At 72.4% G+C, this 26,681-nt stretch carries 25 protein-coding genes and 1 tRNA gene; 18 read left to right on the top strand and 8 right to left on the bottom strand.

Translation table 11 applies throughout. The features are described from left to right. Positions 1 to 2 precede the first annotated feature (2 nt). Genes hsaD through ACIQWR_RS28035 form a run of 5 tightly spaced genes read left to right on the top strand, consistent with a single transcriptional unit; the run spans position 3 to position 4,234 of the window. A complete protein-coding gene (gene hsaD / locus ACIQWR_RS28055) occupies positions 3 to 875 on the top strand; it encodes a 4,5:9,10-diseco-3-hydroxy-5,9,17-trioxoandrosta-1(10),2-diene-4-oate hydrolase (RefSeq protein WP_404014942.1) in 873 nt (290 codons plus the stop codon). An 8-nt stretch (positions 876 to 883) separates the two neighbouring features. Further along, entirely contained in the window at positions 884 to 1,792 is a 909-nt protein-coding gene (locus tag ACIQWR_RS28050) for a VOC family protein (protein ID WP_404014940.1), read from the top strand. Beyond that, positions 1,780 to 2,298, top strand: coding sequence for a flavin reductase family protein (locus tag ACIQWR_RS28045; protein WP_404014937.1), 519 nt, complete (start codon positions 1,780 to 1,782; stop codon positions 2,296 to 2,298). Before ACIQWR_RS28050 ends, ACIQWR_RS28045 begins: the two co-directional genes overlap by 13 nt. Next, positions 2,295 to 3,995: an FAD-dependent oxidoreductase gene (locus ACIQWR_RS28040; RefSeq protein WP_404014934.1), complete on the top strand. Its 1,701-nt coding sequence runs from the start codon at positions 2,295 to 2,297 to the stop codon at positions 3,993 to 3,995. Before ACIQWR_RS28045 ends, ACIQWR_RS28040 begins: the two co-directional genes overlap by 4 nt. 59 nt (positions 3,996 to 4,054) lie before the next feature. Further along, a complete protein-coding gene (locus ACIQWR_RS28035; RefSeq protein WP_404014931.1) occupies positions 4,055 to 4,234 on the top strand; it encodes a hypothetical protein in 180 nt (59 codons plus the stop codon). Between the two features lie 93 nt (positions 4,235 to 4,327). Here ACIQWR_RS28035 and ACIQWR_RS28030 read toward each other — a convergent pair whose 3' ends face one another. Then, positions 4,328 to 4,657 (bottom strand): hypothetical protein, encoded by a 330-nt coding sequence (locus tag ACIQWR_RS28030; RefSeq protein WP_404014929.1) that lies wholly within the window; start codon positions 4,655 to 4,657, stop codon positions 4,328 to 4,330. A 169-nt stretch (positions 4,658 to 4,826) separates the two neighbouring features. On the opposite strand from ACIQWR_RS28030, the gene ACIQWR_RS28025 reads away from it, so the two are divergent. After that, positions 4,827 to 5,138 (top strand): hypothetical protein, encoded by a 312-nt coding sequence (locus ACIQWR_RS28025; protein WP_404014926.1) that lies wholly within the window; start codon positions 4,827 to 4,829, stop codon positions 5,136 to 5,138. Positions 5,139 to 5,160: 22 nt separating this feature from the next. Here the strand turns inward: ACIQWR_RS28025 and ACIQWR_RS28020 are convergent, their stop codons facing one another. Then, positions 5,161 to 6,054, bottom strand: coding sequence for a hypothetical protein (locus ACIQWR_RS28020; RefSeq protein WP_404014924.1), 894 nt, complete (start codon positions 6,052 to 6,054; stop codon positions 5,161 to 5,163). Positions 6,055 to 6,275: 221 nt separating this feature from the next. On the opposite strand from ACIQWR_RS28020, the gene ACIQWR_RS28015 reads away from it, so the two are divergent. From ACIQWR_RS28015 to ACIQWR_RS27985, 7 genes are all read left to right on the top strand, one after another. Beyond that, complete coding sequence (locus ACIQWR_RS28015) at positions 6,276 to 7,070, top strand: S1 family peptidase (protein ID WP_404015066.1); 795 nt, start codon at positions 6,276 to 6,278, stop codon at positions 7,068 to 7,070. A gap of 223 nt (positions 7,071 to 7,293) precedes the next feature. Continuing rightward, positions 7,294 to 7,950 carry a response regulator gene (locus ACIQWR_RS28010; RefSeq protein ID WP_404014921.1) on the top strand — a complete coding sequence of 219 codons (657 nt, stop codon included), beginning with the start codon at positions 7,294 to 7,296 and terminating at the stop codon, positions 7,948 to 7,950. Positions 7,951 to 8,002: 52 nt separating this feature from the next. Further along, complete coding sequence (locus ACIQWR_RS28005; protein ID WP_404014918.1) at positions 8,003 to 9,199, top strand: sensor histidine kinase; 1,197 nt, start codon at positions 8,003 to 8,005, stop codon at positions 9,197 to 9,199. Between the two features lie 11 nt (positions 9,200 to 9,210). Next, positions 9,211 to 9,531 (top strand): chorismate mutase, encoded by a 321-nt coding sequence (locus tag ACIQWR_RS28000; RefSeq protein ID WP_399259242.1) that lies wholly within the window; start codon positions 9,211 to 9,213, stop codon positions 9,529 to 9,531. A 147-nt stretch (positions 9,532 to 9,678) separates the two neighbouring features. Further along, entirely contained in the window at positions 9,679 to 12,186 is a 2,508-nt protein-coding gene (pepN, locus tag ACIQWR_RS27995; RefSeq protein WP_404014915.1) for an aminopeptidase N, read from the top strand. 115 nt (positions 12,187 to 12,301) lie between these two features. Beyond that, positions 12,302 to 13,756 (top strand): pyridoxal phosphate-dependent decarboxylase family protein, encoded by a 1,455-nt coding sequence (locus ACIQWR_RS27990; protein WP_404014912.1) that lies wholly within the window; start codon positions 12,302 to 12,304, stop codon positions 13,754 to 13,756. Then, positions 13,753 to 15,165, top strand: coding sequence for a lysine N(6)-hydroxylase/L-ornithine N(5)-oxygenase family protein (locus ACIQWR_RS27985; RefSeq protein ID WP_404014910.1), 1,413 nt, complete (start codon positions 13,753 to 13,755; stop codon positions 15,163 to 15,165). The genes ACIQWR_RS27990 and ACIQWR_RS27985 overlap by 4 nt, the downstream gene beginning before the upstream one ends. Before the next feature lie 85 nt (positions 15,166 to 15,250). Here the strand turns inward: ACIQWR_RS27985 and ACIQWR_RS27980 are convergent, their stop codons facing one another. Further along, complete coding sequence (locus ACIQWR_RS27980) at positions 15,251 to 17,044, bottom strand: bifunctional metallophosphatase/5'-nucleotidase (protein ID WP_404014907.1); 1,794 nt, start codon at positions 17,042 to 17,044, stop codon at positions 15,251 to 15,253. Positions 17,045 to 17,198: 154 nt separating this feature from the next. On the opposite strand from ACIQWR_RS27980, the gene ACIQWR_RS27975 reads away from it, so the two are divergent. After that, on the top strand, positions 17,199 to 17,942 hold the full coding sequence (locus ACIQWR_RS27975) for an SIMPL domain-containing protein (protein ID WP_399259237.1): 744 nt from the start codon (positions 17,199 to 17,201) through the stop codon (positions 17,940 to 17,942). A gap of 179 nt (positions 17,943 to 18,121) precedes the next feature. Then, positions 18,122 to 19,549, top strand: coding sequence for a pyruvate kinase (gene pyk, locus ACIQWR_RS27970; protein ID WP_404014904.1), 1,428 nt, complete (start codon positions 18,122 to 18,124; stop codon positions 19,547 to 19,549). Between the two features lie 69 nt (positions 19,550 to 19,618). On the opposite strand, the gene ACIQWR_RS27965 is transcribed toward pyk, so the two are convergent. Beyond that, positions 19,619 to 20,107, bottom strand: a complete 489-nt coding sequence (locus tag ACIQWR_RS27965) for an isochorismatase family protein (protein WP_399259235.1) — start codon at positions 20,105 to 20,107, stop codon at positions 19,619 to 19,621. Positions 20,108 to 20,223: 116 nt separating this feature from the next. On the opposite strand from ACIQWR_RS27965, the gene ACIQWR_RS27960 reads away from it, so the two are divergent. Beyond that, positions 20,224 to 22,803 (top strand): MDR family MFS transporter, encoded by a 2,580-nt coding sequence (locus ACIQWR_RS27960; RefSeq protein ID WP_404014902.1) that lies wholly within the window; start codon positions 20,224 to 20,226, stop codon positions 22,801 to 22,803. A gap of 50 nt (positions 22,804 to 22,853) precedes the next feature. Here ACIQWR_RS27960 and ACIQWR_RS27955 read toward each other — a convergent pair whose 3' ends face one another. Then, on the bottom strand, positions 22,854 to 23,204 hold the full coding sequence (locus ACIQWR_RS27955; protein ID WP_404014899.1) for a hypothetical protein: 351 nt from the start codon (positions 23,202 to 23,204) through the stop codon (positions 22,854 to 22,856). Positions 23,205 to 23,303: 99 nt separating this feature from the next. On the opposite strand from ACIQWR_RS27955, the gene ACIQWR_RS27950 reads away from it, so the two are divergent. Beyond that, positions 23,304 to 23,972, top strand: a complete 669-nt coding sequence (locus ACIQWR_RS27950) for a TetR/AcrR family transcriptional regulator (RefSeq protein WP_404014897.1) — start codon at positions 23,304 to 23,306, stop codon at positions 23,970 to 23,972. Between the two features lie 154 nt (positions 23,973 to 24,126). Here the strand turns inward: ACIQWR_RS27950 and ACIQWR_RS27945 are convergent. Continuing rightward, positions 24,127 to 24,201: transfer RNA gene (locus ACIQWR_RS27945), tRNA-Leu, on the bottom strand. A gap of 74 nt (positions 24,202 to 24,275) precedes the next feature. Here ACIQWR_RS27945 and ACIQWR_RS27940 point away from each other — a divergent pair. Continuing rightward, on the top strand, positions 24,276 to 24,965 hold the full coding sequence (locus tag ACIQWR_RS27940) for an ANTAR domain-containing response regulator (protein WP_404014895.1): 690 nt from the start codon (positions 24,276 to 24,278) through the stop codon (positions 24,963 to 24,965). Positions 24,966 to 25,082: 117 nt separating this feature from the next. Here the strand turns inward: ACIQWR_RS27940 and ACIQWR_RS27935 are convergent, their stop codons facing one another. Both ACIQWR_RS27935 and ACIQWR_RS27930 read right to left on the bottom strand, forming a co-directional pair. After that, positions 25,083 to 25,799, bottom strand: coding sequence for an ABC transporter ATP-binding protein (locus ACIQWR_RS27935; protein ID WP_354383322.1), 717 nt, complete (start codon positions 25,797 to 25,799; stop codon positions 25,083 to 25,085). Beyond that, on the bottom strand, positions 25,796 to 26,680 hold the full coding sequence (locus ACIQWR_RS27930; protein ID WP_354383323.1) for an ABC transporter ATP-binding protein: 885 nt from the start codon (positions 26,678 to 26,680) through the stop codon (positions 25,796 to 25,798). The genes ACIQWR_RS27935 and ACIQWR_RS27930 overlap by 4 nt, the downstream gene beginning before the upstream one ends. Between the last annotated feature and the right edge of the window lies 1 nt (position 26,681).

Below are 26,681 nucleotides of genomic sequence, written 5' to 3'. Positions count from 1 at the left end.
GTATGACGACGACCCTCACCCACGAGAACACCTCGCGGACGCTCGACGCGGGCGGTCTCACCCTCCACTTCCACGAGGCGGGGCCCGATGCCCGCGAGGCCGCCCACGCTCCCGTCGTGATCATGCTGCACGGCGGCGGTCCCGGCGCTTCGGGCTGGTCCAACTTCGGCCCCAACCTGCCCCACTTCGCCGGCCACTTCCGCACCCTGCTCGTCGACCAGCCCTGCTACGGCCGCTCCGACAAGCGCGCGCCCGAGCGCGACTACTTCACCCACAGCGCGGACGCGGTCGTCGCCCTCATGGACGAACTCGGCATCGCCCGCGCCCACTTCGTCGGCAACTCGCTCGGCGGCGGTACCGCCACCCGGCTCGCCCTCGACCACCCGGACCGGGTGGCCAAGCTGCTCCTGATGGGACCCGGCGGGATCTCCCTCAACCTCTTCTCCGCAGACCCCACCGAAGGCGTCAGGCGGCTCTTCGAGTTCAGCTCCGCGCCCGAGCCGACCCGCGAGCAGATGCGGGCCTTCCTCAGCCGCCTCGTGTACGACCAGGCGCTCGTCACCGACGCGCTCGTCGAGGAGCGCTACGCCCAGGCGATGGAGCCCGAGACCCGGCTCGGCAACGCCCGGATGGGCGCCGCCTTCGCCCGCTGGCCCGAGGCCACCATGCTCTGGCGCGAGGCGCACCGGATCACCGCGCCCGTGCTGCTGACCTGGGGCCGCGAGGACCGGGTCAATCCGGTCGACGGCGCATTCCTGGCCCTGAAGACCATCCCGGACGCCCGCCTGCACGTCTTCCCGCATTGCGGGCACTGGGCACAGACGGAGGCGGCCGACGAGTTCAACCGCCTCGCCACCGACTTCTTCCTCCACTAGGGGCCACGATGGACATCCGCGCACTCGGCTACCTCCGCATCGAGGCCGCCGACCTCGCCGCCTGGCGCACGTACGCCCTCGACGTCCTCGGGATGGCCGAGGCCACCGGGAGTACGGACACCCTCCTCAACGTCCGCATCGACGATCGGACCCATCGCTTCCAAATCGTCGCCGGGGAGACGGACCGGCTGCTCGCGGCGGGCTTCGAGGTCGCGAACGCCCGCGCCCTGGAGGACGCCGCCGCCGAGCTGGAAGCCGCAGGCTTCCCGGTCAAGGAGGGCGACGCGCTCACCCTCGCGGACCGGCGGGTCCAGGGACTGATCCACTGCGAGGACCCCAGCGGCAACCCGCTGGAGATCTACTGGGGGCAGGCGCAGGACCACAGCCCGCTGCCCGCCCGGTACGGCAACCGCTTCGTCACCGCGGGACCGGACGGCGCGGACCTCGGCCTCGGTCACGTGGTGCTGCCCGCCCCCGACACCGAGGCCACCCTCCGCTTCTACGAGGACCTGCTCGGCTTCCAGCTGCGCGACTCGATGCGGCTGCCCCCGGTCGCCGTGCCCACGGGCGCGCCGGGCAAGGACTTCCACTGGATGCACTTCCTCAGCCCCAACCGCCGCCACCACAGCCTCGGCCTCTACCCCGGCGCGCTGCCGCCCGGCATCGTCCACTTCATGGTCGAGCTGGAGACCCTCGACGACGTCGGCTACTGCCTGGACCGGATGAACCGCGCCGGCATACCCATCGCCTCCACCCTCGGCCGGCACTCCAACGACCGCATGGTCTCCTTCTACGCCCAGGCCCCCGGCGGCTTCCAGGTCGAATACGGCTGGGACGGGCTCCTCGTCGACCCCGCCACCTGGACCGCCAAGGAGATCACCTCGGACAGCCTCTGGGGCCACCAGTGGAACGGCTGACCGCTCGCGACGCAGGCCGACACGACGCGATCGACCCCGCCGCCTTCCGCGAGGTGCTCGGGGCCTTCGCCTCCGGCATCACCGTCGTCGCCGCCCTCGACGGCGACGGCCGCCCGGCCGGGCTGGCCTGCCAGTCCTTCGCCTCCCTCTCCCTCGACCCGCCGCTCGTCCTGCTCTGCGTCGGCAAGGGATCCACCAGCTGGCCCGCGGTCCGGGCCGCCGGACGCTTCGGGGTCAGCATCCTCGCCGAGGAACAGCGGCCGGTGTGCGAGGCCCTCGGGCGGCGCGGCGCGCAGAAGTTCGCCGAGGTGGACTGGGAGGTCTCGGCGCACGGCGCGGTCCGCATCGCCGGGGCCCTCGCCACCGCCGACTGCGCCCTGGAGGAGGTCCACGAAGCCGGTGACCACTACCTGGTCACCGCCCGGGTCCTGGAACTGACCGCCCGCGAGGGCGGATCGCCCCTGCTGTACTTCCGCAGCGACTACGCCACCGGAGCCTTCGGATGACCGACACCATCCCTTCCGAACATGCCTACGACGTGGTCGTGGTCGGGTCCGGCGCGGCCGGACTGGCCGCCGCCGTCACCGCCCGGCTGCGCGGCCTGAGCGTCCTCGTCGTGGAGAAGACCGACAAGTACGGCGGCTCCACCGCCCTGTCCGGCGGTGCGATCTGGGTACCCGGGAACCTCCACCTCGACGCGGCGGGCCTCGACGACAGCCGGGAGCGGGCCCGTACCTACCTCGACGCCACCGTCGGCGACCGGGTCCCGGCCGCCCGCAAGGACGCGTACCTGGAGCACGGGCCGCGCATGGTCCGCGAGTTCCACGACCGCACCGCGATCCGCTTCATGTACACCCCCGGCTACCCGGACTACTTCCCCGAGGCGCCGGGCGGGATGCCCCGGGGCCGCTCCGTCGAGCCCCGCATCGTGGACTTCAAGCGGCTGGGGGCGCTGCGCCACGACATGCGGCGCGCGGGCCTGCCGACGTACGGGCTGATCATGACCTCCTACGACTTCCGCTTCCTGAACATGGTCGCCCGCACCTGGGCCGGCCGCCGGGCCTCGCTGCGCGTCGGCGCCCGGGCGGTGGGGGCCCTGGTCGGCGGCCGGAAGCTGCTCTCGCTCGGTGAGGCGCTGATCGCCCGGATGCGGCTGTCGCTGGACCGGCTCGGCGGCGAGCTGTGGCTGTCCGCCCCGCTGACCGGCCTGGTCACCGAGGGCGGCGCGGTGGTCGGGATCCGCTGCGCGCAGGGCGGCCGCGAGGTCACCGTACGGGCGCGCGGCGGGGTGGTGCTGGCCTCCGGAGGCTTCTCGCACGACCAGGGGCTGCGCGCTAAGCACCTGCCCGGACCCACCTCCACCGCCTGGACCCATGCCTCGCCGGGGCAGACCGGGGACGCGCTGCGGCTCGGTGAGGAGTTGGGCGCCGCCACCGACCTGTTGGACAAGGTGTGGGGCGCGCCCTCGCTGTGCCCGCCGGGGGAGCGGCCCTTCTTCCTGGTCGCCGACCGGGGCATCCCCGGCATGGTGATCGTGAACGCGGCGGGGGAGCGGTACGCCAACGAGGCCGCGCCCTACCACTCGTTCGTGGACCGGATGTACGCGGCGGACCGGCCGGACGCGACGACCGTGCCGTCCTGGCTGGTCCTGGACGCCCGCTCCAAGGCGCGCTACCTCTTCGCGGGCCTCTTCCCCGGCCAGCCCTTCCCGAAGCGGTGGCTGGAGAGCGGCTTCGTACGCAAGGCCGCCACGGTCGAGGAGTTGGCCCGGCAGATCTCCGCCCCGGGCCTGCCGGCCGCGATCCGCCGCTTCAACGGCTTCGCGGAAGCCGGCGCGGACGAGGACTTCGGGCGCGGGGAGAGCGCCTACGACCGCTACTACGGCGACCCCACCCTGCCCCACCCCAACCTGGCGCCGATCGACAAGGGCCCCTTCTACGCCGTCCCGGTCCACCCGGGGGACATCGGCACCAAGGGCGGCCTGGTGACGGACGGGGACGGTCGGGTGCTGCGCGAGGACGGCGGGCCCGTGCCCGGGCTCTACGCCTCGGGGAACTGCGCGGCCGCGGTGATGGGGGAGACGTACCCGGGGCCTGGCGCGACCATCGGCCCGGCGATGGCCTTCGGTTGGGCCGCGGTCAACGCCATCGCGGGGGCGCTGGGTCCGGAGTCGGATCCGGAGTCGGAATCGGAGTTGGCCTAGTCCGGCCGGCTGTCGCGGAGCTTGGTGTTCCGGCCGGTGCGGCCGGGCACACCCCGCGCATGAGCACGAACGCCATCATCGTCGGGGGTGTCCTGGCGTCGTTCGTCGCCTTCTTCGTGCTGGGCTGGCTGACGGACCGGGGCCTGGGCAGTCCGCCGCGGCGGGGCCCGGGTGACGAGGACGGGGACGGCTGCGGGGGCGGCGCCGACGGCTGCGGCTGCGGGTGCTCGGACGCGTGAGGCGGCGCCCCCTCCGAAGCGAGGTGGCTCCTGTCCGCCGCGCCGCGGCGGACAGGAACTACGCGGACCGGCCCGCGCGAGCGACTGCCTCGGTCAGCTGAAGACGACCGAGCGGAACCTGGACCGGAAGTCGAGGTGCTGGCCCGGGGGCATCACGAAGTACACGTCGCCCCCGCAGTCTTCGTCGAGGAAGACCGTGGCCGTCGCGTTGGTGTCGTTGTGCGGGGCGTGGGCGGGGAGGACGTTGGCCCCTGGGACGTTGATGCACTCCTCGCTCGGCGGGTCCTGGAGGGTGTGCCTGCCGATGATGAGTTGGCCCCTGTAACTGAAATCGCCAACCGCCGCGAAGGCGGAGTTGGGCATCGACAGGGTGAGCACCAGGGCGCCGGCCGCGGCCACCACCGTGTTACGAAGACGCATCATGATCCCTTTCGCGCAGAGTCACCGGTTCGTCCGGTACGGCAACCCTGCCCGCGCCGTCGCGTCGTCATGAATCGGACGCTCGAACGAACGCGAGATTCACCCGTACGGGCGCATCGATAGCGCGCGGAGCCGGGTGTTCCGGGCCGGGTGGACGGGCACGAACCGGTACATGACTCGCTTCGGGGTGTGGGTGGCGTGTTGCACGGTGCTGTGTCTGGGCACGTGGATCACGCTCGCGGGTATCTGGTACAACCCGGGGATGCAGCACGCCCGGGACTCTCTCGGCGGGGGCGGCAAGATGCTGGCGATCGGCCTCTGCGTCCCCACCGGGATCACGATGTTCTCCGGCTTCCTGATGTTCGCCGGTTCCCCCGGCTGGAGCGGGGGCAGGAGCGGCGGTGGCAGCGACGGCGGGCACGGCCCCGGCGGCTGCGGGGCCGGCTGCGGCGGGGGGTGTGGCGGCTGCGGCGGCGGTCTCTGACGAGGTCGGTGGCCCCCCCCGTTCAGGTGTCGCACTCCAGCACCGCGGCGCACAGCCCGCAGCGCGCCCGCAGTCGCCCCCGCACCGGGACGCGCAGCCGCTGCCGGCAGACCGGGCAGGGGAAGCTGACCCGCTGCCCCGAGGGGCCGGGCTCGAAGCGGTACGCCGCCCCCTGCGCCGGGTCGGCGGTCCCGGCCCGGCGGTCCTTCGCGTAGCGCCGGCGCTCCAGCAGGCCCGCCGCGGCCAGCGGGGCCCGGCGCAGGTCCCGGCGGGCCAGTTCGCGCCCGCGCACGTAGGCCTCGTACGCCTGGGGGCTGGTGAACCAGGTGGAGAGGTCCTCGCCCAGCAGCTGCCCGCGCTTCGCCAGGACGTACCCGAACTCCTCCGGGGTCAGGTAGCCGAGCTTCTGGTGGGTGAGCGCGTCCTCGCGGTAGGCGTCCAGCAGCAGCCAGCCCGCCCCGAGGTAGGCGGCGGCGGTGTCGGTGAGGATCTCGGTCTCGGCGGTGGTGGTGAAGTCGAGGTCCAGCCGGTGCAGCAGGACGTGCGTGACCTCGTGGGCCAGGGCGGCGGCCAGATCGCGCCGGTGCGTGCGGAAGCGGTCGTTGACCTCGATGAAGTATTCGGGTCCGGCGGCGAGCTCGACGGTGGCCGCGTGCTCCATCGCCCGGAAGCTGATGATCATCCGGGCGTCGGGGAGCCGCAGGTGGCGCACCATCGCGGAGGCCACCCGCTGCGCGCCGAGGTGCAGGTCGTCGTCGTCGGGGAAGGCCGCGTCGGCGGGGGCGAAGCCCGTCGCGTAGGAGCGGACGCCGTCGGTCGACAGCCGCCGGTGCAGCGCGGTGAGCGCGGCGCGGACCGTGGCGAGGTGCGGGAATCCGTGCTCGATCGGGCCGCGTCGGCCGCCTTCGTGTGCCATGCGTCCCCCGTGCGTCATCCGTCCCCCTCGTGTCGTACGCCCCACCGATGTCGCACGCCCCCTTCGGGGCGCACGTCCTGAGTGACCTTGGCCGAATCGGCGTCCTTGTGCCCGCGCGGAGCTAGATGTGACATGGACCCGTCACGTCCGCCGTCCCCGCGGCGGCGTGCGCGACGCACCCACGCACCGCCCCACCCCCCACGAAAGGCAGCGTGCCGACTGTGTTGCACCCCAAGAGCGTCACCCGTCGTGCCACCCGCCCGATCCGCAGCGCCCTCGCCGTCGCGGCGGTCGCCCTCGCGGCCGTCAGCCTCCAGCCCGGCTCCGCCAGCGCCGACCCGACCCCCGTGGTCGGCGGCACCCGCGCCGCCCAGGGCGAGTTCCCCTTCATGGTCCGCCTCTCCATGGGCTGCGGCGGCGCCCTCTACAGTCCCCAGATCGTGCTGACCGCCGCCCACTGCGTCAACGGCTCCGGCAACAACACCTCCATCACCGCCACCGCCGGCGTCGTCGACCTCAACAGCTCCAGCGCCGTCAAGGTCAAGTCCACCAAGGTGCTCCAGGCGCCCGGCTACAACGGCCAGGGCAAGGACTGGGCCCTGATCAAGCTGGCCAAGCCGATCAACCTGCCCACGCTCAAGATCGCCGACACCACCACCTACAACAACGGCACCTTCACCGTCGCGGGCTGGGGCGCCGCCCGCGAGGGCGGCGGCCAGCAGCGCTACCTGCTGAAGGCCACCGTCCCCTTCGTGTCGGACGCCGCCTGCAAGGCCGCCTACGGAAGCCAGCTGGTCCCCGGCGACGAGATATGCGCCGGCTTCGACCAGGGCGGCGTCGACACCTGTCAGGGCGACTCCGGCGGCCCGATGTTCCGGCGTGACGACGCCGGAGCCTGGATCCAGGTCGGCATCGTCAGCTGGGGCGAGGGCTGTGCCCGCCCGGGCCTGCCCGGTGTCTACAGCGAGGTGTCCACCTTCGCCAACGCCATCCGGACCGCGGCCGCCGGCCTCTGACCCGCAGCTCTCGTCCTTCCGGCCGTGCGGGATGCGGCCGGAAGGACGAGGCGGTACGCCCCGTACGTACGTAAGGTCGGTGACAGTACCGCGAGGCTGGCACAGCGCCGTCCCTGCGCCGCGGTCCCCTCCCCGCGGTCCGCTGTGCGGTTGCGGTCCGACCCGCGCCCCGGTCCCATGGGAAGGGTCCAACGGCGACGGGCGACAGTGGGGCAGGCAACGCATGGCGATCAGCGTGGTCATTGCGGACGACCAGGAAATGGTCAGAACCGGATTCCGGATGATCCTGGAGAGCCAGCCCGACATCGAGGTGCTCGCCGACGTCGTCGACGGCGAGGCCGCCCTCGTCGCGGTCGAGCAGCACCGGCCCGACGTCCTCCTCCTCGACATCCGCATGCCCCGCCTGGACGGCCTCGAAGTCACCCGGCGCCTCGGCGGACGGGACAAACCGCGCATCGTCATCGTCACCACCTTCGACCTCGACGAGTACGTCCACGCGGCGCTCCAGGGCGGCGCCTCGGGCTTCCTCCTCAAGGACGCGAGTCCGGCCATGCTGGTTGAAGCGGTCCGCGCCGCGGCCGTGGGCGACTCGCTCGTCTCCCCGGCCATCACCGTGCGGCTGCTGCGCGAGATGGCCACCCGCGCCCCCGCGGCCGTGGCCGCCCGGCGCCCCGCCGAACCGCTCACCGAGCGGGAGGTGGACGTCGTACGGTGCCTCGCCCGCGGCATGACCAACGCCGAGATCGCCGCCGAGCTGTACGTGTCCCTCTCCACCGTGAAGACCCACCTGGCGAACGTCCAGGCCAAACTCGACGCCCGCAACCGCGTCGAGATCGCCGCCTGGGCCTGGGAGAGCGGCCTGGCGGCGAGCTCGACGTGACCCCCGCACCACCGGAGCCCGCTACCGCCACGGCCTCGCGCGCAGGCCGCGGGTGAGTCCGCTGGCCAGCTGGTCGCGGCGGCATCCGCACGGCGCCGATCGGATCCGGGTCTCCCTCATCGTGCTGCTCCTCGCCCTCGTCAGCTTCGAGGGGGCCGTGCTGGCCCGGCAGCCCACCGTCCCGCACGCCGTCATCCTGGTCTCCGGCGTCCTGGTCTGCCTCAGCGCCGCGCCCTGGCCGGGCCTCGGGCTGGTCGCCCGCGCCTGGTTCGCCGCCGCCGTCACCTGGTCCGCCACCGCCTTCCTGATCTTCGTCAACCACCCCATCGTGGTCTGGGGCGCGGGGGAGGCCATCGCCCTCCTCGTGCTGCTCAGCGGCGTGCTCCTGCGCACGCCCGCCCGCACCGCGGCCGTCCTCGGCCCGGTCCTGGGCCTGGGCTGCATGGCCGTCCCCGTCCGGGACTCCGACCCCGGGCGCTTCACCCTGCTCTTCTCCGTCCTCACCGTCGTCGTCACCGCCTACTCGCTGCTGCTGCGCCTCCAGGGCGTCCAGCGCCGCCGCGAGGTGCGCGCCGTCCGCACCGCCGAACGCCTCGAACTCGCCCGCGAACTCCACGACCTCGTCGCCCACCACGTCACCGGCATCGTCGTCGAGGCCCGCGCCGCCCGCTTCACGCACGTCTCCGCCGAGCGCGCCAACGAGATCTTCGGCCGCATCGAGACCGCCGGGGGCGAAGCGCTCGGCTCCATGCGCCGCCTGGTCAAGGTCCTGCGCGAGGACGACGCGGGACCCGGCACCTCCCCCATCGCCGGCCTCGACGACATCCGCGAGCTCACCACCCGCTTCTCCGTCACCGGGCCGCCCGTCGTCCTCTACGTCGAACAGGGCCTCGCCGACACCCTCCCCGGCGACGTCGCCGCCGCCGCCCACCGCATCGTCCTGGAAGCCCTGACCAACATCGGCAAGCACGCGGCCACCGCCACCGCCGTCCGCATCGGCCTGCGCACCGTCGGCACCGGCCTCGAAGTCCGCGTCGCCGACGACGGCGGACGCCCCGCCAAGCTCTCCGAACAGGCCCGCGGCGGCGGCTACGGCCTCGCCGGCATGACCGAACGCGCCGAAGCGATGGGCGGCACCCTCAGCGCCGGCCGCGCCCCCGAAGGCGGCTGGATCGTCACCGCGATCCTGCCCTTCGTCAGCCGTCTCACTGGCCGAGCGGCCGAAGACCCCGCCCCACCAGCCCCGTAAGCTCGGGAACCATGACGAACAGCGACATCGACGAGAACGTCCGCGAGGAACTGGCCCGGCTGCGGGACAGCATCGACAACATCGACGCGGCCGTCGTGCACATGCTCGCCGAGCGCTTCAAGTGCACCCAGCAGGTCGGCCACCTCAAGGCCAAGCACCAACTGCCCCCGGCCGACCCGAACCGCGAGGCCAGCCAGATCGCCCGGCTCCGCCAGCTCGCCGAGAACGCCAAGCTCGACCCGGCCTTCGCCGAGAAGCTCCTCAACTTCATCATCGCCGAGGTGATCCGCCACCACGAGACGATCGCCGCGGCCGAAGACCCCGACGCGTAGGCGCGCCAAGACCCCGACGCCCAGGCACGCCAAGACCCCGACGTCTAAGCACGCCAAGACCCCGACGCGTGGGCGCCGAAGCGTTCTCCCCGCGGGCCCGGGCCGCCGGCCCTTCGGTTCGCGCCACCCCTTTGGCAGCATGGGGGCATGTCCGCACTGACGCGCAACGAAGCGCAGACCCGAGCCGCCCTCCTCGACGTGCACCACTACGCCGTCGCCCTCGACCTCACCCGGGGCGAGGACACCTTCGACTCCACCACCGTCATCCGGTTCAGCGCCAAAGCCGCCGGTGACACCTTCGTGGAGCTGAAGCCGGAGGAACTGCGCTCCGCCGTGCTCGACGGCACCCCGCTCGACCCCGCCGCACTGACCGGCGACCGGCTCCCGCTCACCGGGCTCGCCGAGGGCCCGCACGAGCTGCGCGTCGAGGCGTCGATGCGGTACTCCCGCACCGGCGAAGGACTCCACCGCTTCACCGACCCCGCGGACGGGGAGACGTACGTCTACAGCCAGATGTTCCTGGACGACGTGCAGCGCGTGCTGCCCGCCTTCGACCAGCCCGACCTCAAGGCCGTCTTCGAATTCACCGTCACCGCACCCGCCCACTGGAGCGTCATCGCCAACGGGATCACCGAGCGCACCGGTCAGCGCGAGGCGGACGGCGCCGGGATCTGGCGGTCCGCGCCCACCCCCCTCATCTCCACCTACCTCGCGGCGGTCGCCGCCGGCCCCTGGCACACGATCCGCACCGAGCACGCCGGGCTGCCCTTCGCCGTGCACTGCCGCCGCTCCCTCGCCCCGTACCTGGACGCCGACGCCGAGGAGATCCTCGGCATCACCAAGGACTGCTACGACCGCTACCACGAGAAGTTCACCGAGCCCTACCCCTTCGACTCCTACGACCAGGCGTTCGTCCCCGAGTTCAACGCGGGCGCCATGGAGAACCCGGGCCTGGTCACCTTCCGTGACGAGTACATCTACCGCTCCGCCGTCACCGACACCGAACGCCAGTGGCGCGCCGTGGTCATCGCCCACGAGATGGCCCACATGTGGTTCGGTGACCTCGTCACCCTGCGCTGGTGGGACGACATCTGGCTGAACGAGTCCTTCGCCGAGTACATGGGCTACCAGATCCTCACCGAGGCCACCCGCTTCACCGGCGCCTGGACCGACTTCGGCCTCGCCCGCAAGGCCTGGGGCTACGACGCCGACCAGTGGCCCTCCACCCACCCCGTCGCCCCCGACCCCGAGGCCGTCCCCGACACCGCCTCCGCGCTGCTCAACTTCGACGGGATCTCCTACGCCAAGGGCGCCTCCGCGCTGCGCCAACTCGTCGCCTGGCTCGGCGAGAAGGACTTCCTCGCCGGCATCAACACCCACTTCCAGCGGCACAGGTTCGCCAACGCCTCCCTCGCCGACTTCGTGGACTCCCTCGCCGCCCACACCGAGCGCGACGTCCACGCCTGGGCCGAGACCTGGCTGCGCACCACCGGCATCGACACCCTCACCCCGCACATCGAGGACGACGCCGACGGGTGGACCCTCACCGTCGAGCGCCGCGGCAGCCGCCCCCACCACATCGCCGTCGGCGCCTACGACGACGTGCCCGGCGAGGACGGCCGCCTCGAACAGCGCCTCCTGCTCGACCTCGACCTGCCCACCAGCGAGGTCATCTCCGGCGTCGGCCCCCGCCCCGCGCTCCTCCTCCTCAACGACGGCGACCTCAGCTACGCCAAGGTCCGCCTCGACCCCGGCTCCTGGGACACCGCGCTGCGCGCCCTCTCCGGCATCCCCGACGCCCTCACCCGCAGCATCATCTGGAACGCCGCCCGCGACATGGTCCGCGACGGCGAACTCCCGCCCGCCGCCTACCTCGGAGCGGCCGCCGCCCACCTGCCGCACGAGGGCGACCTCGCCATCGTCCAGAGCGTCCTCGGCTTCGCCCGCGGCCAGGTCGCCGACCGCTACCTCCCCGCCGAGGACCGCGCCGGGGCGCTGGCCACCCTCACCTCCCTCACCCGCGCCCTCATCCGGCGCACCGAGGACGCCGCGGAACCGGGACTGCGCCTCGCCGCCGTCCGCACCTTCATCGACAGCGCCACCCAGCCCGACACCCTCGCCGCCTGGCTCGCCGACGGCACCGTCCCCGGCGGTCCCGAGCTCGACCCCGAACTGCGCTGGCGGATCCTCGCCCGGCTCGCCGCGCTCGGCGCCGTCGACGAGCGGGCCATCGACGCCGCCCTCGCCGCCGACCCCAGCGCCACCGGCGAGGAGGGCGCCGCCCGCTGCCGGGCCGCCCTCCCCGACGCGGACACCAAGGAAGCCGCCTGGGTGCGGATGTTCCACGACGACACGCTGTCCAACTACCTGTTCTCCGCCACCGCCCAGGGCTTCTGGCAGCCCGAACAGGCCGAACTCCTGCGCGCCTACGTGCCGCGGTTCTACCCCGATGCCCTCGACCTCACCGCCCGCCGGGGCCCCGCCATCGCCGCTGCCGTCGGCCGCTACGCCTTCCCCGTCCACGCCATCGACCAGGACAACCTCGACGCAGGCCAGGAGTGCCTGGAGCGGGGCGAGCCCATCCCGCTGCTCCGGCGCAAGCTCATCGACCAGCTCGACGACATCGCGCGCGCCCTGCGGGTGCGCAACGGCTGAAAATCAACCACGGGACAAACCCCGGCGGTTACCCCATTAGGGTCGGATCGTTGTGCTGGGCGGGGGGCCGGCGGGGCCGCGCCCCGCGCCCCGCCCAGCTCCCGTGAGGACCCGCGTGACGATCCGCACGACTCCACCGCACGGCACCCCGCCCCCGCTGCCCCCGCTCGCGGGCGGCAGCGGGGCCGCCGAGGCGCTGCGGCCCCTCCTCGACACCGTCCTCGGCGCCCTCGCCACCGGCGCCGCCGCCCGCGGCGGCCCCCTCCCCGCCGGCGGCCCCGACGCCGTCACCGCACGGGTCCGCGCCGCACTGGGCGACGTACTGCCCGCGCACGGGCACGGGGACCACGAAGCGCTGCGCACCCTCGTCCACGTCCTCGCGGCGGGCGCCGCCGACCCGGCCGACCCGCTGTGCGCGGCCCACCTGCACGGGCCGCCGCTCGCCGTCGCCGTCGCGGCCGACCTCGCCGCCAGCGCGCTGAACCCCTCGCTGGACTCCTGGGACCAGGCCCCCGCCGCCTCCGCGATCGAAGCGCTCGTCACCCGCGCCCTCGCCGCCGAGCTGTACGGCACCCCGCACCCGGGCGCCCCGCACCCCGACGCCCTCGTCACCACCGGCGGCACCGAGGCCAACCAGCTCGCCCTGCTGCTGGCCCGCGAACGCCACCGCGCCGCCGGCCCCCTGACGGTCCTGCACGGCGCCAACGCCCACCACTCCGTCCCGCGCGCCGCCTGGCTCCTCGGCCTCCCCGCGGCCATCGAGATCCCCACCCCCACCGGCACCCTGCACCCCGCCGACCTCGACGCCGCCCTCACCCTGGCCCGGCGCGGCGGCCACGGCCCCGGCCCCGGCCCCCTCCTGGTCACCGCCACCGCGGGCACCACCGACGCCGGGCTCATCGACCCCCTCGACGCCCTCGCCGACCTCTGCGCACGGCACGGCGCCGACCTCCACGTCGACGCCGCCTACGGCGGCACCCTCGCCCTCAGCCCCCGTCACCGGCACCTCCTGAGCGGTCTCGACCGGGCCCGGTCCATCACCCTCGACCTGCACAAACTCGGCTGGCAGCCGGTCGCCGCCGGGCTCCTCGCCGTCCCCGACAGCGCCCTGCTCGCCCCCCTCGCCCACCAGGCCGACTACCTCAACGCCACCGACGACACCGAGGCCGGCCTGCCCGACCTGCTCGGCCGCTCCCTGCGCACCACCCGCCGCCCCGACGTCCTCAAGATCGCCGTCACCCTCCGCGCGCTCGGCCGCGACGGCCTCGCCCGGCTGATCGACGGGACCTGCGCCGCCGCACAGCAGCTCGCCCGCCTCATCGACGCCCACCCCGGCTTCGAGCTCCACGCACCCCCCACCATCAGCACCGTCCTGTTCCGCCCCGTCCCCACCGACGACGCCGCCCTCGCCGCCACCCGCCGCACCCTGCTCCAGGGCGGCCGCGCCGTCCTCGGCCGGGCCACCGCCGACGGCCGCCTCTGGCTCAAGGCCACCCTGCTCAACCCCCACACCACCACAGGGGACCTCGCCACCCTCCTGACCCTCCTGGAAGGCAGCACCCACCGATGACCGCGCCACTCGAAGCACCCCATGACCTCGTCGGAATCGGCATCGGCCCCTTCAACCTCTCCCTCGCCGCGCTCGCCCACGGCCTCCAACAACACGAGTTCGCCGGCGGCCTCGCCACCGCCTTCTACGACCAGCGCAGCGACTTCAGCTGGCACCCCGGCCTCCTCATCGACGGCGCGACCCTCCAGGTCCCCTTCCTCGCGGACCTCGTCACCCTCGCCGACCCCGCCAGCCCCTGGACGTTCCTGAACTACCTCAAGCACAAGGAACGCCTCTTCCCCTTCTACTTCGCCGAGCGCTTCCACATCCAGCGCTCCGAGTACGACGCCTACTGCCGCTGGGTCGCCGGCCAGCTCCCCGGCCTGCACTTCGGCCACCAGGTCGACGCCGTCCGCTGGAACCCCGAACGCGCCCTCTTCGAGGTCGACTTCACCCAGCTCGACGCCGACGGCGAAGCCGAGGCCCTCGGCCGCACCTACACCCGCAACCTCGCCCTCGGCATCGGCAGCGCCCCCTACGTGCCCGACCCGCTGCGCCCGCTCGCCGAAGCGCCGACCGTCCCCGTCGTGCACTCCTCCGAGTACCTCGACAACCGGCAGCGGATCCTCGGCGCCGAACACGTCACCGTCATCGGCTCCGGCCAGTCCGGCGCCGAGGTCTTCCTCGACCTGCTGCGCGCCCGCCCCGCCGGCCGCGAACGCCTCACCTGGCTCGCCCGCACCCCGTCCTTCGCGCCCATGGAGTACTCCAAGCTGGGCCTGGAACACTTCACCCCCGACTACACCCGCTACTTCCACGACCTGCCCGAGCCCGTCCGCGACAAGCTGCTGCCCGCGCAGTGGCAGCTCCACAAGGGCATCGACGCCGACACCATCGCCGCCATCCACGACGAGCTCTACCGGCGCACCCTGGACGGCGGCTGGCCCGACGTCGTCCTCACCCCCGGCGTCAGCGTCCGCACCGCGGGCCGGGTCGCGACCACCAAGGTCGAGCTCCACCTCGAACACGCCCAGCAGGGCACCCGCTCCCGGCTCACCACCGACGCCGTCGTCCTCGCCACCGGCTACCGCGAACGTCCGATCGGCAGGATCCTGGCCGGCCTCGACCCGTACATGCGCAAGGACTCCTCCGGCCGCCCGCGCATCGACGACCGCTTCCGGATGAAGCTCGACCCCACCGTCACCGGGACCGTCTTCGTGCAGAACGGCGAACGGCACACCCACGGCGTCGGCGCCCCCGACCTCGGGCTCGCCGCGTGGCGCAGCGCCACCATCCTCAACACCCTCACCGGCAAGGACCCCTATCCCCAGCCGGCCCGCACCGCCTTCACCTCCTTCGGCCTCGAACGGCGCGAGGCCGCCCGGCCGCAGGTCCCCGGCGAACTGCTGCCGCTCGTCGAGCACCCCTGAGCGGGGGCGGGGGCGGGGGTGGCACTGGGCACCCACTGCGCACCACCACCCCCGCCGCCCGCCCGGGCGCCCGTTCTCCGGTCGGCTAGAAGACCGGCACGCCGGCCCGCGTCAGGCGCCAGTCCACCTTCGCGAACTGCGCGGGGTCGACGGTGCCCTTGGCCTTCACCCACTGGATGATGGTGTTGCGGATCTCCTCCGAGTTGGCCCACAGCTGCTTGGACTTCGGCACGTGCGGGAAGTTGCCGCCGCCCGAGGCCCGGTAGTTGTTGACCGCCAGCACGAACTGCGCCGCCGGATCGACGGGCTTGCCCTGGAAGGACAGTCCGGTGATCCGGGACCCGGCGGGCTGCGCGATGTCGATGTCGTACGTCACGCCGTACACCGCGTCGTAGTTGTAGTCCGGGATGCTCTCCGCGTTGGTCAGCTTCGTGAGGTCCACCGGGTCGCCCGGCGCCGTCCGCGCGTAGTACCTCGCCGAGAACTCCAGGTAGTCCTTCAGCTGCGCGCCGGTCAGCAGCCGTGCCTCCAGCGTGTTCTCGAAGGGGTACAGGCCGGCCGCGTCCTTGATCGTCACCTGGCCGGCCGGGATCGCCGCCGTCCGCGAGAAGCACGAGGCCTGCGAGAGGATCGGCAGCGCCGCCCACTCCGTGCCCGTCAGCGCCGTCTTCACCGTTTCCGCCTGCACGTGGCTGATCAGGTCGATGATCGCCACGTCCTTGAACGGACCCTCCGCCGAGGACATCGCCTGGAGCGAGGTGCCGATGACCTGGTTGACGTACGAGACCACCTTGCGGTGCTCGTCCGACAGCAGGCGGACGATTTTCGGGTCCTCCACCGCGGTGTTGGAGTTCAGCACCCGCGCCGCGACCTTCGCCACCGACCAGCGGCCCTTCGCCCAGGTCAGCTCGAAGTCGAACAGGGTCAGGCGCTGGCCCCACTTGAGCGGCTCGGACAGCACCACGTCCTTGCCGGTCGCCTTGTTCTTCACCCGGTACTCCGGGATCTCCGTGTGCGCGTGGCCCACCAGGATCGCGTCGATCCCCGGCACCTGCTCGGCCACCAGGCCGGCCGCGTTCTCGATGTGGGGCAGCTGGTCGCCGTAGCTCGACGTACCGCTCGAACCCGAGTGCGCCGAGACGATCACGACGTCGGCGCCCAGCGAACGCAGCCGCGGCACGTACTTCGCCGCCTGCTCCTCCAGACCCGGGAAGGTCATCTTCCCCTGCACGTTCGCCTTGTCCCAGATGGCTATCCCCGGGTTGGTCAGACCCAGCACCGCCACCTTCACGTCCGGACCGTGCGGCGTACAGATGCGGTGCATGCTGTACGGCGGGAACGCCGGGCGCAGCGTCTTCGCGTCCAGCGCGTTCGCCCCGAGCAGCGGGAAGTCGCACTGCTCCTCGAACTTGCGCAGCACCGGAATCCCGTAATTGAACTCGTGGTTGCCCAGCGCCGCCGCGTCGTAGCCGATCGCGTTCATCGCCTGTGCCATCGGGTGCACCGGACCGCGGCGCGCGGTGATCGGGTCCACCTTGGCGTAGTAATAGGACAGCTGGGTGCCCTGGATCGTGTCACCGGCATCGATCAACAGGGTGTTCTGCCGGCCCTTCTCCTTGCGGATCTGGTTCACCAGGGTGGAGATCTTCGCCAGACCGACGTCGTTGTGCGCCTTGTCGTCGAACTCCTTGTCCGTGAAGTAGTCCCAGTTGAAGACGTTGCCGTGCAGGTCGGTCGTCCCCATCACGGTGAACGCGTAGGTGCGCGGCGGCCGGGGCTGCTGCGCGGCGGCCGCCGGGGTGACCGCGGTCCCCGTCAACGCCACCGCGGCTCCCGTCGCGGCCGTGGTCCCCAGGAACGTCCTTCGGTCGAACGCCATGCCATCTCCCCTTGTGAGGCGTGCCTTGTAAGGCGTGAACAACGCGCGTAGATAACGCGCGTAGATTCTGACCCGTCGACGTCGTCGGCAACACCCCTGCCAGGTTTCGATCCGATGACCAGCCCCGAACGGGCGACAGTGCGAGAGTGAAACCATGAGCGACGACGACGCAACGCCCCAGTCCTACGGAAGCCCGCCGGCGCAGGGAACCCCGCTGCCGTACGGAACCCCCGACGTCCCGCGGGTCGCCGTCCGCGGCGAGGCCCGCATCGAGGTGGACCCCGAGATCGCCCGCATCGGCATCACGGTCAGCGCGCGCGGCGTGGACCGCCGGGGCGCCCTCGAAGACCTCACCCGGCGCAACAACGCGGTCCTCGACCTGGTCAAGAGCTACGGCGACGAAGTGGAGAAGCTCGAAACCGGCGCCTTCTCGATCACTCCCGAACTCACCCGCCAGGGCCGCGGCGAACGCGTCCGCGCCTACCACGGCCGGGTCCTGATCACCGCCGAACTCTCCGACTTCACCGCATTGGGCGAACTCACCACCCGCCTCGCCGACCTCGACCTCACCCGTGTGGACGGACCCTGGTGGGCCCTGCGGCCCGACTCGCCCGCCCACGGCCGGGCGCGGCGCCAGGCCGTGCTCGAAGCGGTCAAGCGCGCCCGCGAATACGCCGAGGCCCTCGGTGCGGGCCTCGCCGCCCTCGTCGAACTCGCGGACCTCGGCGCCGAGGACGCCGGGCCGCGGCTGATGGCGGCGCCCGGCGGCGCCATGCGCTCCATGGCCTACGGCGGGGCCCCCGAGGAGCACGCGCCGGCCCTCGATCTCGAACCCCAGCGGCAGACCGTCTACGCCCAGGTGAACGCCCGCTTCACGATGACCGCGCCGCGGCTCTGAGAACCGTGCGCCCGCGGTTGCGCGGGTGATGCGCGGGTGGTGCGGGGGTTGTCGCGGGGGTGCTCATCAGAGCACCCCCGTGCACATTCAATAATTGTCAACAAGCTTTTGCCCACTGGTTGTTGAGTGGACACCCGGAACCAATTCTCTACTCCCCGGTAGGGGCATACGCTCAGCCCATGCGCCGAGCGAAAATCGTATGTACCCTGGGCCCCGCCACCGACTCATACGACCAGATCAAAGCCCTGGTCGAAGCCGGAATGGACATCGCCCGCTTCAACCTCAGCCACGGCACCTACGCCGAGCACGAGGAGCGTTACCACCGGGTGCGCAAGGCTTCCGACGAAACCGGCCGCAGCGTCGGAATCCTCGCCGACCTTCAAGGTCCGAAGATTCGCCTCGGCCGCTTCCGTGAAGGACCCGTACTCCTTGAACGCGGCGACGAGTTCACGATCACCGTCGAGGACCACGAGGGCGACCGCCACACCTGCGGCACCACGTACAAGGGCCTCTCCCACGACGTCACCACCGGCGAGCGCATCCTCGTCGACGACGGCCGCGTCACCCTCGAAGTCACCGGGGTCGACGGCCCGCGCGTGCGCACCCTCGTCGTCGAGGGCGGAATGGTCTCCGATCACAAGGGGCTGAACCTCCCCGGCGTCGCGGTGTCCGTCCCGGCCCTGTCCGAGAAGGACATCGAAGACCTCCGCTGGGCCCTGCGCATCGGCGCCGACGTCATCGCGCTCTCGTTCGTCCGCAGCGGCCGCGACATCGAGGACGTCCACCGCATCATGGACGAGGAGGGACGACGCCTCCCCGTCATCGCCAAGATCGAGAAGCCGCAGGCCGTCGAGAACATCGACGACATCGTCGCCGCCTTCGACGGCATCATGGTCGCCCGCGGCGACCTCGGCGTCGAAATGCCGCTGGAACAGGTCCCGATCGTCCAGAAGCGCGCGGTGAAGCTCGCCAAGCGCAACGCCAAGCCGGTCATCGTCGCGACCCAGATGCTCGACTCGATGATCGACAACTCCCGGCCCACGCGCGCGGAGGCCTCCGACGTCGCCAACGCCGTCATCGACGGCACCGACGCCGTCATGCTCTCGGGCGAGACCAGCGTCGGGAAGTACCCCATCGAGACGGTCCGCACCATGGCCCGCATCGTCGAGGCCGCCGAGGAGGACATCCTCGCCAAGGGCCTGCCCCCGCTCACCGACCGGAACAAGCCCCGCACCCAGGGCGGGGCCGTCGCCCGGGCCGCCGCGGAGATGGGCGACTTCCTCGGGGCGAAGTACCTCGTCGCCTTCACCCAGAGCGGCGACACCGTGCGCCGGCTCTCCCGCTACCGCTCGCCCATCCCGCTGCTGGCCTTCACCCCGGACCAGGCGACCCGCTCCCAGCTCAACCTCACCTGGGGCGTGGAGACCTTCCTCGGGCCGCACGTCGACTCCACGGACGCGATGGTCGCCCAGGTCGACGAGGAGCTGCTGCGGATCGGCCGCTGCGTGCCCGGCGACGTGGTCGTGATCACCGCCGGCTCGCCCCCGGGCGTCGCCGGCTCGACCAACCTCGTCCGCATCCACCACATCGGCGACGCCGTCCGCTGACACCCCGCTCGGCCCCGCTCGTACCTCCGGGCGGGGCGGTCGGCCGTTCGGGGGCGGCGGGCCGTCGGGTCAGCTGTAGTCGGCGGTGCTCCGCACCTCGCCGAAGCGCGGGAAGGTCCGCCGCACGGCGAACTCGTGCTCGTCCGCCGCCAGTCCGGACATCGCGTCGGCCACGAACTCCAGCTCGTAGCCGTGGTCGGAGGCGGCCCGGGCGGTGGATTCGACCCCCATCGTCGTGACGAGCCCGGCCATCACCAGGGTGTCCACGCCGAGCCCACGCAGCCGCTCGTCCAGCGCGGTTCCGTAGAACGCGCCGACGGTGCGCTTGACCACCACGACGTCCCCCTCCTGCACGAGGGCGTCGGCGAATCCGCTGCCCGGCGGCTGCTCGGTCACGCCGGGGCGGTCGACCCGCACCAGCACCACGGGCCGTCCGGCCGCCCGGAACCCCTCGGCCAAGGCGCGACAGCGCGCGAGCACGTCCTCGCCGGAGTGCGGCGCGAGGGGGAGGGCGATGATGCGGGGCATCAGGTCGATGAGGATCAGTGCACTGGCCATGGCGCGATCGTAGAACGCCCGGGGCCGGGGGCAGGAGCTCTCGCGGCGGGGTATCGGCAGCGGGCAATCGGCTGACGCACCTTGTCCCGTTGGAGAGTTGGACTATCTTTCTTCCCGTGGACCAGCTGATCGCCGAAGACCCGACCCGCATAGGGCCCTACCGACTGATCGCCCGGCTGGGCGCGGGCGGCATGGGCCTGGTCTATCTGGGCCGCTCCGAGGGCGGACGCACCGTGGCCGTGAAGGTGGTGCAGGCCGAGTTCGCCGGGCACCCCGAATTCCGCAGGCGCTTCGCGCGCGAGGTCGCCGCCGCGCGCCGGGTGGGCGGCAGTTGGACCGCGGACGTACTCGACGCCGACCCCGAGGCCGCGATCCCCTGGGTGGCCACCCAGTACATCCCGGGCCCCGATCTGCAGACCGTGGTCGCCAAGGACTACGGCCCGCTGCCGGAGCGCTCGGTCCACACCCTCGCCAACCGCCTCGCGCTCGCCCTGCGCGCCGTGCACGAGGTCGGGCTGATCCACCGGGACCTCAAGCCCTCCAACGTCCTCGTCACCGTCGACGCCCCGCGCGTCATCGACTTCGGCATCGCGCGGGCCATGGACAGCCTGGCCGGGGACAGCCTGCACACGCACACCGGCATGCTGATCGGATCGCCCGGCTTCATGTCGCCGGAGCAGGTCCGCGGACTCGAACTCACCCCCGCCAGCGACGTCTTCTGCCTGGGCGCCGTCCTCGTCTACGCGGCCACCGGTCGGCTGCTCTTCGGCGCGACCGACACCGGGCTGAACGCCCACCTCTTCCGGATCGCGGAGGAGGAGGCGGACCTGACCGGTGTACCGGACTCGCTCGTCGAGCTGGTCCGCGCATGCCTGCACAAGGACCCGACCCAGCGGCCCACCCCCGAGGAGGTGGCCGAGCGCACGGCCGCCGAGCAGGAGGGGGAGTGGCTGCCCGGCGCGGTCCTGGCCCAACTGGGCCGGCACGCCGCCGAACTCCTGGACTTCGCCCCCGCGGGAGCCCCCGCCGGCGCCCCCGCAGGAGCCCGTGCCGAAGACCCCGCCGAGTCGGTCGCCGCGCGGCCGGACCCCCGCGTCCCGTCCGTGGGCACACCGGAGCAGGCCCGTCAGCTGCCCCCGCCGCCCGCGTACGCCCCGACGCCCCCTTCGCCGCTGATCCCCGGGCAGGGCTTCGGCCCGCCGCCCGGCCCGTTCCCCGGCGCCTGGTCCGCGACCCCCCAGGACTCCCCCCGGACCTCCGAGCCCCCGCACCCGCGGCGGTGGTGGGGCCTGGCCGTCGTCGCCCTGGCCCAGCTGATGGTGCTGATCCAGGTCGCGGGCTTCGGATTCCTGCTCCCGGCCATCCAGGTCGACCTGCACCTGGCCGCCAGGGAGATGAACGGCCTGGGCAACGCCTACGCCCTGGCCTTCGGTGGCCTGTTGCTGATCGGCGGACACCTCGCGGACCTCTTGGGTCGCAAACGGACCCTGGTCGTCGGGGTGGTCGGCTTCGCGGTGGCCTGCGCACTCGGCGGCGCGGCCGGCGACGTCGACGCGCTGGTCTGGGCCCGCGCCCTCCAGGGCGTCTTCGGTGCGCTGTTGACGGCTTCCGCGCTGGCCTTGGTCACCAACGGCTTCACCGACCCGAAGGAGCGCGGCAGGGCCCTCGGCGTGTACGGCTCGATCGTCGGCAGCGGTTCGGTACTCGGGCTGTGCGTGAACGGCTGGCTCGTCGAAAGCCTCACCTGGCGCTGGTGCTTCTTCTCCGGCGTCCTCCTCTCCGTGATCGTCCTGATCGGTGTCCTCTCCCTGGTGCACGACCGCCGGGGGAGCACCGCAGCGCGTCCGGACCCGCTCGGCATCATCCTGGGCTCGGCCGCCTTCGCCGCGCTGTCCTACGGTCTGCTGGGCAACCAGCCCAGCGGATGGACCCTCACTCCCCTCGTCCTGATCCTGCTCGTCGGGGGCGTCCTCCTGCTCGTGGCCTTCATGTGGTGGCAGAGCAGGGCGGCGAACCCGCTCTTCCCCGCGGACCGCAACCGCATCGGCGCCTTCCTCGCCATGGCCCTGGCCGGCATCGGCCTCTTCACCCTCTTCGTGGCCCTGACCTTCTACCTGCAAGCCGTACAGGGCTCCGCCCCGCTCGCAGCCGGGCTGGACCTGCTGCCCCTGGTCGGCGCGAACGTCATCGCCGCCACCCTGATCGCCCCCCGGCTGCTACGGCGCGCGCCAGCGCGCGTCGTGACCGTCGCGGGCCTGGTCGTCACGGCCGCGGGGCTGGCGCTGCTGGCCACTCTCGCGTACGACAGCACCTACGTGTCGACGGTCCTGCCCGGCATCCTGCTCGTGGGCCTCGGCTCCGGCCTGTTCGTCACGGCGGTCTTCGCCGTGGCGACCGAGGCCGCCGAGCAGCACTCCGGCGGGGCCTCGGCGGTCATCAGCGCGGCCCAGCAAGTGGGACTGGCGATCGGCGCCGCCATGCTCAGCGCCCTGATCACGAGCCGGATCCAAGGGGCGCGCGCCAGCGTGTCGATGGCGCCCCCGAGCATCCGTGACGAGCTGCTGCGCGGCTACACGACCGGCCTGTGGTGGGCCTGCGGTGCCACCCTGCTCGCGGCCCTGCTCGCCGCCGTACTGATCACGGCCCGGCCGGCCCGGCTCGACGCCTCCTCCGGCTCCGCCACGCGCCCGCGCTGACCTCAGCCCGCCCCGCCACCAGTCAGCGCTGACGTCAGCCGGCGCTGACGTCAGTCCCGTATGCGGGGGAGGGCCCCGGCCGCGGCTCTCAGGCTCCGGTCCTCCCGCCGCCCCGCCGAGAAGAACGGCGCGGGCGTCACGCGCCCCGGCCCGCCCCCAGCGGCCCCCGGCGCCATCCCCGCGCACGCCCTCTCGGCCACCGTGGCCCGCTCAGGGCACCCCCGCAGGTCCCGCAGGTCCCGCAGGTCCCGCCGCCCCCGCGGCTGCGCCGCCGCCTCCGCGCTCCCCAGCCACGCATCGGCCGCCGGGAAGTTGGGGATGCGCATCTCCCGGCCGGCCACGGCGAATTCCTCGCCCGTGGCCTCGTACCAATGCTCCTGAGCGATCACGCCTGTGTTCATGACTCCGCCCCCGTCTGGATCCTGTCCGAATCGCTGCTCTCGACCCCTATCGAAACGCTACGCAGCGTTTCGATAAACGGTAGCGGCTATCGTGAAGCCGTGTCAACCAACTCCACCCCCCGCACCGGTGGCCGCCTCCGCAACGAGGAAGCCCACCGATCCGTCCTAGAGGCCACCGCCGCCCTCCTCGTCGAGAACGGCTACGGAGCCCTCACCATCGAGGGCGTCGCCAAGCGGGCCAACGTCGCCAAGAGCACGGTCTACCGCTGGTGGAAGACCAAGCCGGAACTCGTCATGGACGCCTCGTTCCACGCCCCCGCCCCTGACCCCGCCCCTGACCCCGGCTCAGCCCCAGCCCAGGCCCCCGCCCCCGCTCCGGAGCCCGACACGGGTTCCCTCGCGGGTGACCTCACCGCGTTCCTCGCCGCCCTCTACGAAGCGGCGGCCGACCCCGTCCGCGCCCGCGCGCTCACCGGCCTCGCGGCCGAGGCCCAGCTCGACCCCGGCTCCGCCGCCCCCTTCCGGGCCTGGGCCCGGGATCGGCGCGAGGTGGTCCTGGCCCTCCTCGCCCGCGCCATCGCGCGCGAGGAGGTCCCCGCGGCGACCGATGGCGAGCGCGCCGCCGACCTCGTCCTCGGCCCCTTCTGGTACCGACTCCTCGTCATGGGCGCCCCGCCGGCCCGCGCCGAAGGCGCTCCCCACGCGGCCGCGGTCCTCCACGGACTCGTGGGGAGCAAGAGGAGGGAGACGAGCGAGGGTGGCAAGTGAAGCGCGGGGGGCGCGGAAGGGAAATGATGCGCACGAGGCTGCCGTGCACCGGGAGGCGGGCGGGTGGACAGCCCAGAGTGACCGACAGTGCGGCCGAATTCGCTCGTGTGAGCTAATGGCCGCGAAGTCGCGCGACCATGGAATGTAAGGAAAGTGCCCCAGGTGGGATTCGAACCCACACTGTCCGCTGTTTGAGAGCGGCCTCTCTGACCAGTTGGAGTACTGGGGCCTACGAAACGAAGGACTCAACGAACCCTGCGCGAGACCACCTTACAGGAGCTAGGTAGGCTCAGGGGAGCTGTTATGCCCCGCAACGAGGAGCCCTCCGTGACCGCCGAGCACGAGTCGTCGCCCACACCCGTCGACGCCGACCAGTCGCATGTCCCGCCGCTGACGACCCGCGTCGTCATCGCCGAGGACGAGGCGCTCATCCGGCTCGACCTGAAAGAGATGCTGGAGGAGGAGGGCTACGCCGTCGTCGGCGAGGCCGGGGACGGTCAGCGCGCCGTGGAACTGGCCCGCGAGCACCGGCCCGACCTCGTCATCCTGGACGTGAAGATGCCCGTCCTGGACGGGATCTCCGCCGCGGAGATGATCGCCGAGGAGTCGATCGCCCCGGTCCTGATGCTGACCGCCTTCTCGCAGCGCGACCTCGTCGAGCGGGCCCGGGACGCGGGGGCCATGGCGTACCTGGTCAAGCCGTTCTCCAAGAGCGACGTGGTCCCCGCCATCGAGATGGCCGTGTCCCGCTTCGCCGAGCTGCGCGCCCTGGAGAAGGAGGTCGCCGACCTCTCGCTCCGGCTGGAGACCCGCAAGCTCGTGGACCGGGCCAAGAGCATCCTGCAGACGCAGTACGGCCTGAGCGAGCCCGCCGCCTTCCGCTGGATCCAGAAGACCTCCATGGACCGCCGCATGTCGATGCAGCAGGTCGCCGAGGCGGTCATCGAGGACGCCGAGGAGAAGAAGAACGCCGCGGCGGCGGCCAAGGACTGAGCGGTCGAGGAAGAGACGGCGGGCCGGCCACGGGTCGGCCCCGCACCCCCTCCACACAGCCGGCCCGCCCCGAAGATTCGGGGCGGGCCGGCTGCGTTGTATGTCAGGTCGGTCGGATCAGTCCTCGCCGAGGTACGCCTTGCGGACGTCCTCGTTGACGAGCAGCTCGCGGCCCGGACCCGACAGGACGATCTTGCCGATCTCCATGACGTGGCCCTGGTCGGCGAGCGAGAGCGCGGCCTGCGCGTTCTGCTCGACCAGCAGGATCGTGGTGCCCGCCGCCTTGAGCTCGGCGATGGTCGCCATGATCTTCTGCATCATGATCGGCGAGAGGCCCATGGACGGCTCGTCCAGCATCAGCAGCTTCGGCCGGCACATGAGCGCGCGACCCATCGCCAGCATCTGCTGCTCGCCGCCCGAGAGGGTGCCCGCGGCCTGCTTGCGCCGCTCGCCCAGGATGGGGAACAGCTCGTAGGCGCGCTGGACGTCCTTCTGGATGCCTTCCTTGTCCTTGCTCAGGAAGGCGCCGAGGAGGAGGTTGTCCTCGATCGTCATGCGCGGGAAGATGTGCCGCCCCTCGGGGGAGTGGGCGAGCCCGAGCGCGACGATGTCGTGCGCGGGGGTCTTCTTCAGCGACTTGCCGTTGAAGCGGATCTGGCCGCCGCGCGGCTTGATCAGGCCCGACAAGGTCCGCAGGGTGGTCGTCTTGCCCGCACCGTTGGTGCCGATGAGGGTGACGATCTGGCCGGCCTCGACGCTGAACGAGATGCCCTTGACGGCTTCGATCTTGCCGTAGGCGACCCGGAGGTCCTCGACCTCGAGGAGTGCGGTCACTTGGCTTCTCCGTCCGTGCTGGTGGTGCTGTGCGCCTCGGCGGCCTCGACCTCGGCGACTTCCTCGGCGCCGGGGGCGCCTTCGAAGGGCTCGCCCAGGTAGGCGGCGACGACGCGCTCGTCGCCCTGGACCTCGGCCGCGGTGCCCTCGATGAGCTTCTCGCCCTGCACGAGGCAGGCGACGCGGTCGCAGAGGTTGAAGATGAAGCGCATGTCGTGCTCGATGACGAGAACGGCGATGCCCTGGTCCCGGATGGCGAAGATCAGCTCTTCGGTCGCCCGGGTCTCCTGCGGGTTCATGCCCGCGGTGGGCTCGTCGAGCAGGATCAGCCCGGGGTCGCTCGCGAGGGCGCGGGCGATCTCCAGCTTGCGCTGCTCGCCGTAGGGCAGGTTGCGCGCGAGGTGCTCGGCCTTGTGGGCCAGACCGATGAACTCCAGGAGTTCGAGGGCCTTCTCGCGGCTGGCGGCCTCCTCGCGGTGGAAGCCGGGCAGTCGCAGCAGCGAGGACCACAGTCCCTGCTTGGTCCGGGTGTGCCGGCCGACCAGTACGTTCTCCAACACCGTCATGTTGTTGAAGAGACGGATGTTCTGGAAGGTACGGGCGATACCGGCCGCGGTGACCTTGTACGACTTGGGCGGCAGGACCGTGCCCTTGTACCGGACCTCACCCTCGGTGGGGATGTAGAGGCCGGTGAGGCAGTTGAAGAAGGTGGTCTTGCCGGCGCCGTTGGGGCCGATGAGGCCGACGATCTCGCCGCTCTTGACGGTGAGGTCGACGTTCCGGACGGCCGTGAGGCCGCCGAAGCGCATCGTGACGCCGCGCGCGTCCAGGACGGTCTCCGCCGTGCTGGCGGCGGGGGCGTCGGTGGTGGTGGTCGTCATG

The sequence above is a fragment of the Streptomyces sp. NPDC098789 genome, from assembly GCF_044759975.1.
Taxonomy (GTDB): Bacteria; Actinomycetota; Actinomycetes; order Streptomycetales; family Streptomycetaceae; genus Streptomyces.
This window is presented reverse-complemented; position numbering and strand designations above follow the sequence as displayed.

Excerpts from the sequence above, each read along its gene's own strand:
- hsaD (WP_404014942.1), top strand. The coding sequence starts at position 3 with ATGACGACGACCCTCACCCACGAGAACACCTCGCGGACGCTCGACGCG.
- ACIQWR_RS28050 (WP_404014940.1), top strand. The coding sequence starts at position 884 with ATGGACATCCGCGCACTCGGCTACCTCCGCATCGAGGCCGCCGACCTC.
- ACIQWR_RS28040 (WP_404014934.1), top strand. The coding sequence starts at position 2,295 with ATGACCGACACCATCCCTTCCGAACATGCCTACGACGTGGTCGTGGTC.
- ACIQWR_RS28035 (WP_404014931.1), top strand. The coding sequence starts at position 4,055 with ATGAGCACGAACGCCATCATCGTCGGGGGTGTCCTGGCGTCGTTCGTC.
- ACIQWR_RS28030 (WP_404014929.1), bottom strand. The coding sequence starts at position 4,657 with ATGATGCGTCTTCGTAACACGGTGGTGGCCGCGGCCGGCGCCCTGGTG.
- ACIQWR_RS28025 (WP_404014926.1), top strand. The coding sequence starts at position 4,827 with ATGACTCGCTTCGGGGTGTGGGTGGCGTGTTGCACGGTGCTGTGTCTG.
- ACIQWR_RS28020 (WP_404014924.1), bottom strand. The coding sequence starts at position 6,054 with ATGGCACACGAAGGCGGCCGACGCGGCCCGATCGAGCACGGATTCCCG.
- ACIQWR_RS28010 (WP_404014921.1), top strand. The coding sequence starts at position 7,294 with ATGGCGATCAGCGTGGTCATTGCGGACGACCAGGAAATGGTCAGAACC.
- ACIQWR_RS28000 (WP_399259242.1), top strand. The coding sequence starts at position 9,211 with ATGACGAACAGCGACATCGACGAGAACGTCCGCGAGGAACTGGCCCGG.
- pepN (WP_404014915.1), top strand. The coding sequence starts at position 9,679 with ATGTCCGCACTGACGCGCAACGAAGCGCAGACCCGAGCCGCCCTCCTC.
- ACIQWR_RS27985 (WP_404014910.1), top strand. The coding sequence starts at position 13,753 with ATGACCGCGCCACTCGAAGCACCCCATGACCTCGTCGGAATCGGCATC.
- ACIQWR_RS27980 (WP_404014907.1), bottom strand. The coding sequence starts at position 17,044 with ATGGCGTTCGACCGAAGGACGTTCCTGGGGACCACGGCCGCGACGGGA.
- ACIQWR_RS27975 (WP_399259237.1), top strand. The coding sequence starts at position 17,199 with ATGAGCGACGACGACGCAACGCCCCAGTCCTACGGAAGCCCGCCGGCG.
- pyk (WP_404014904.1), top strand. The coding sequence starts at position 18,122 with ATGCGCCGAGCGAAAATCGTATGTACCCTGGGCCCCGCCACCGACTCA.
- ACIQWR_RS27965 (WP_399259235.1), bottom strand. The coding sequence starts at position 20,107 with ATGGCCAGTGCACTGATCCTCATCGACCTGATGCCCCGCATCATCGCC.
- ACIQWR_RS27955 (WP_404014899.1), bottom strand. The coding sequence starts at position 23,204 with ATGAACACAGGCGTGATCGCTCAGGAGCATTGGTACGAGGCCACGGGC.
- ACIQWR_RS27940 (WP_404014895.1), top strand. The coding sequence starts at position 24,276 with ATGCCCCGCAACGAGGAGCCCTCCGTGACCGCCGAGCACGAGTCGTCG.
- ACIQWR_RS27930 (WP_354383323.1), bottom strand. The coding sequence starts at position 26,680 with ATGACGACCACCACCACCGACGCCCCCGCCGCCAGCACGGCGGAGACC.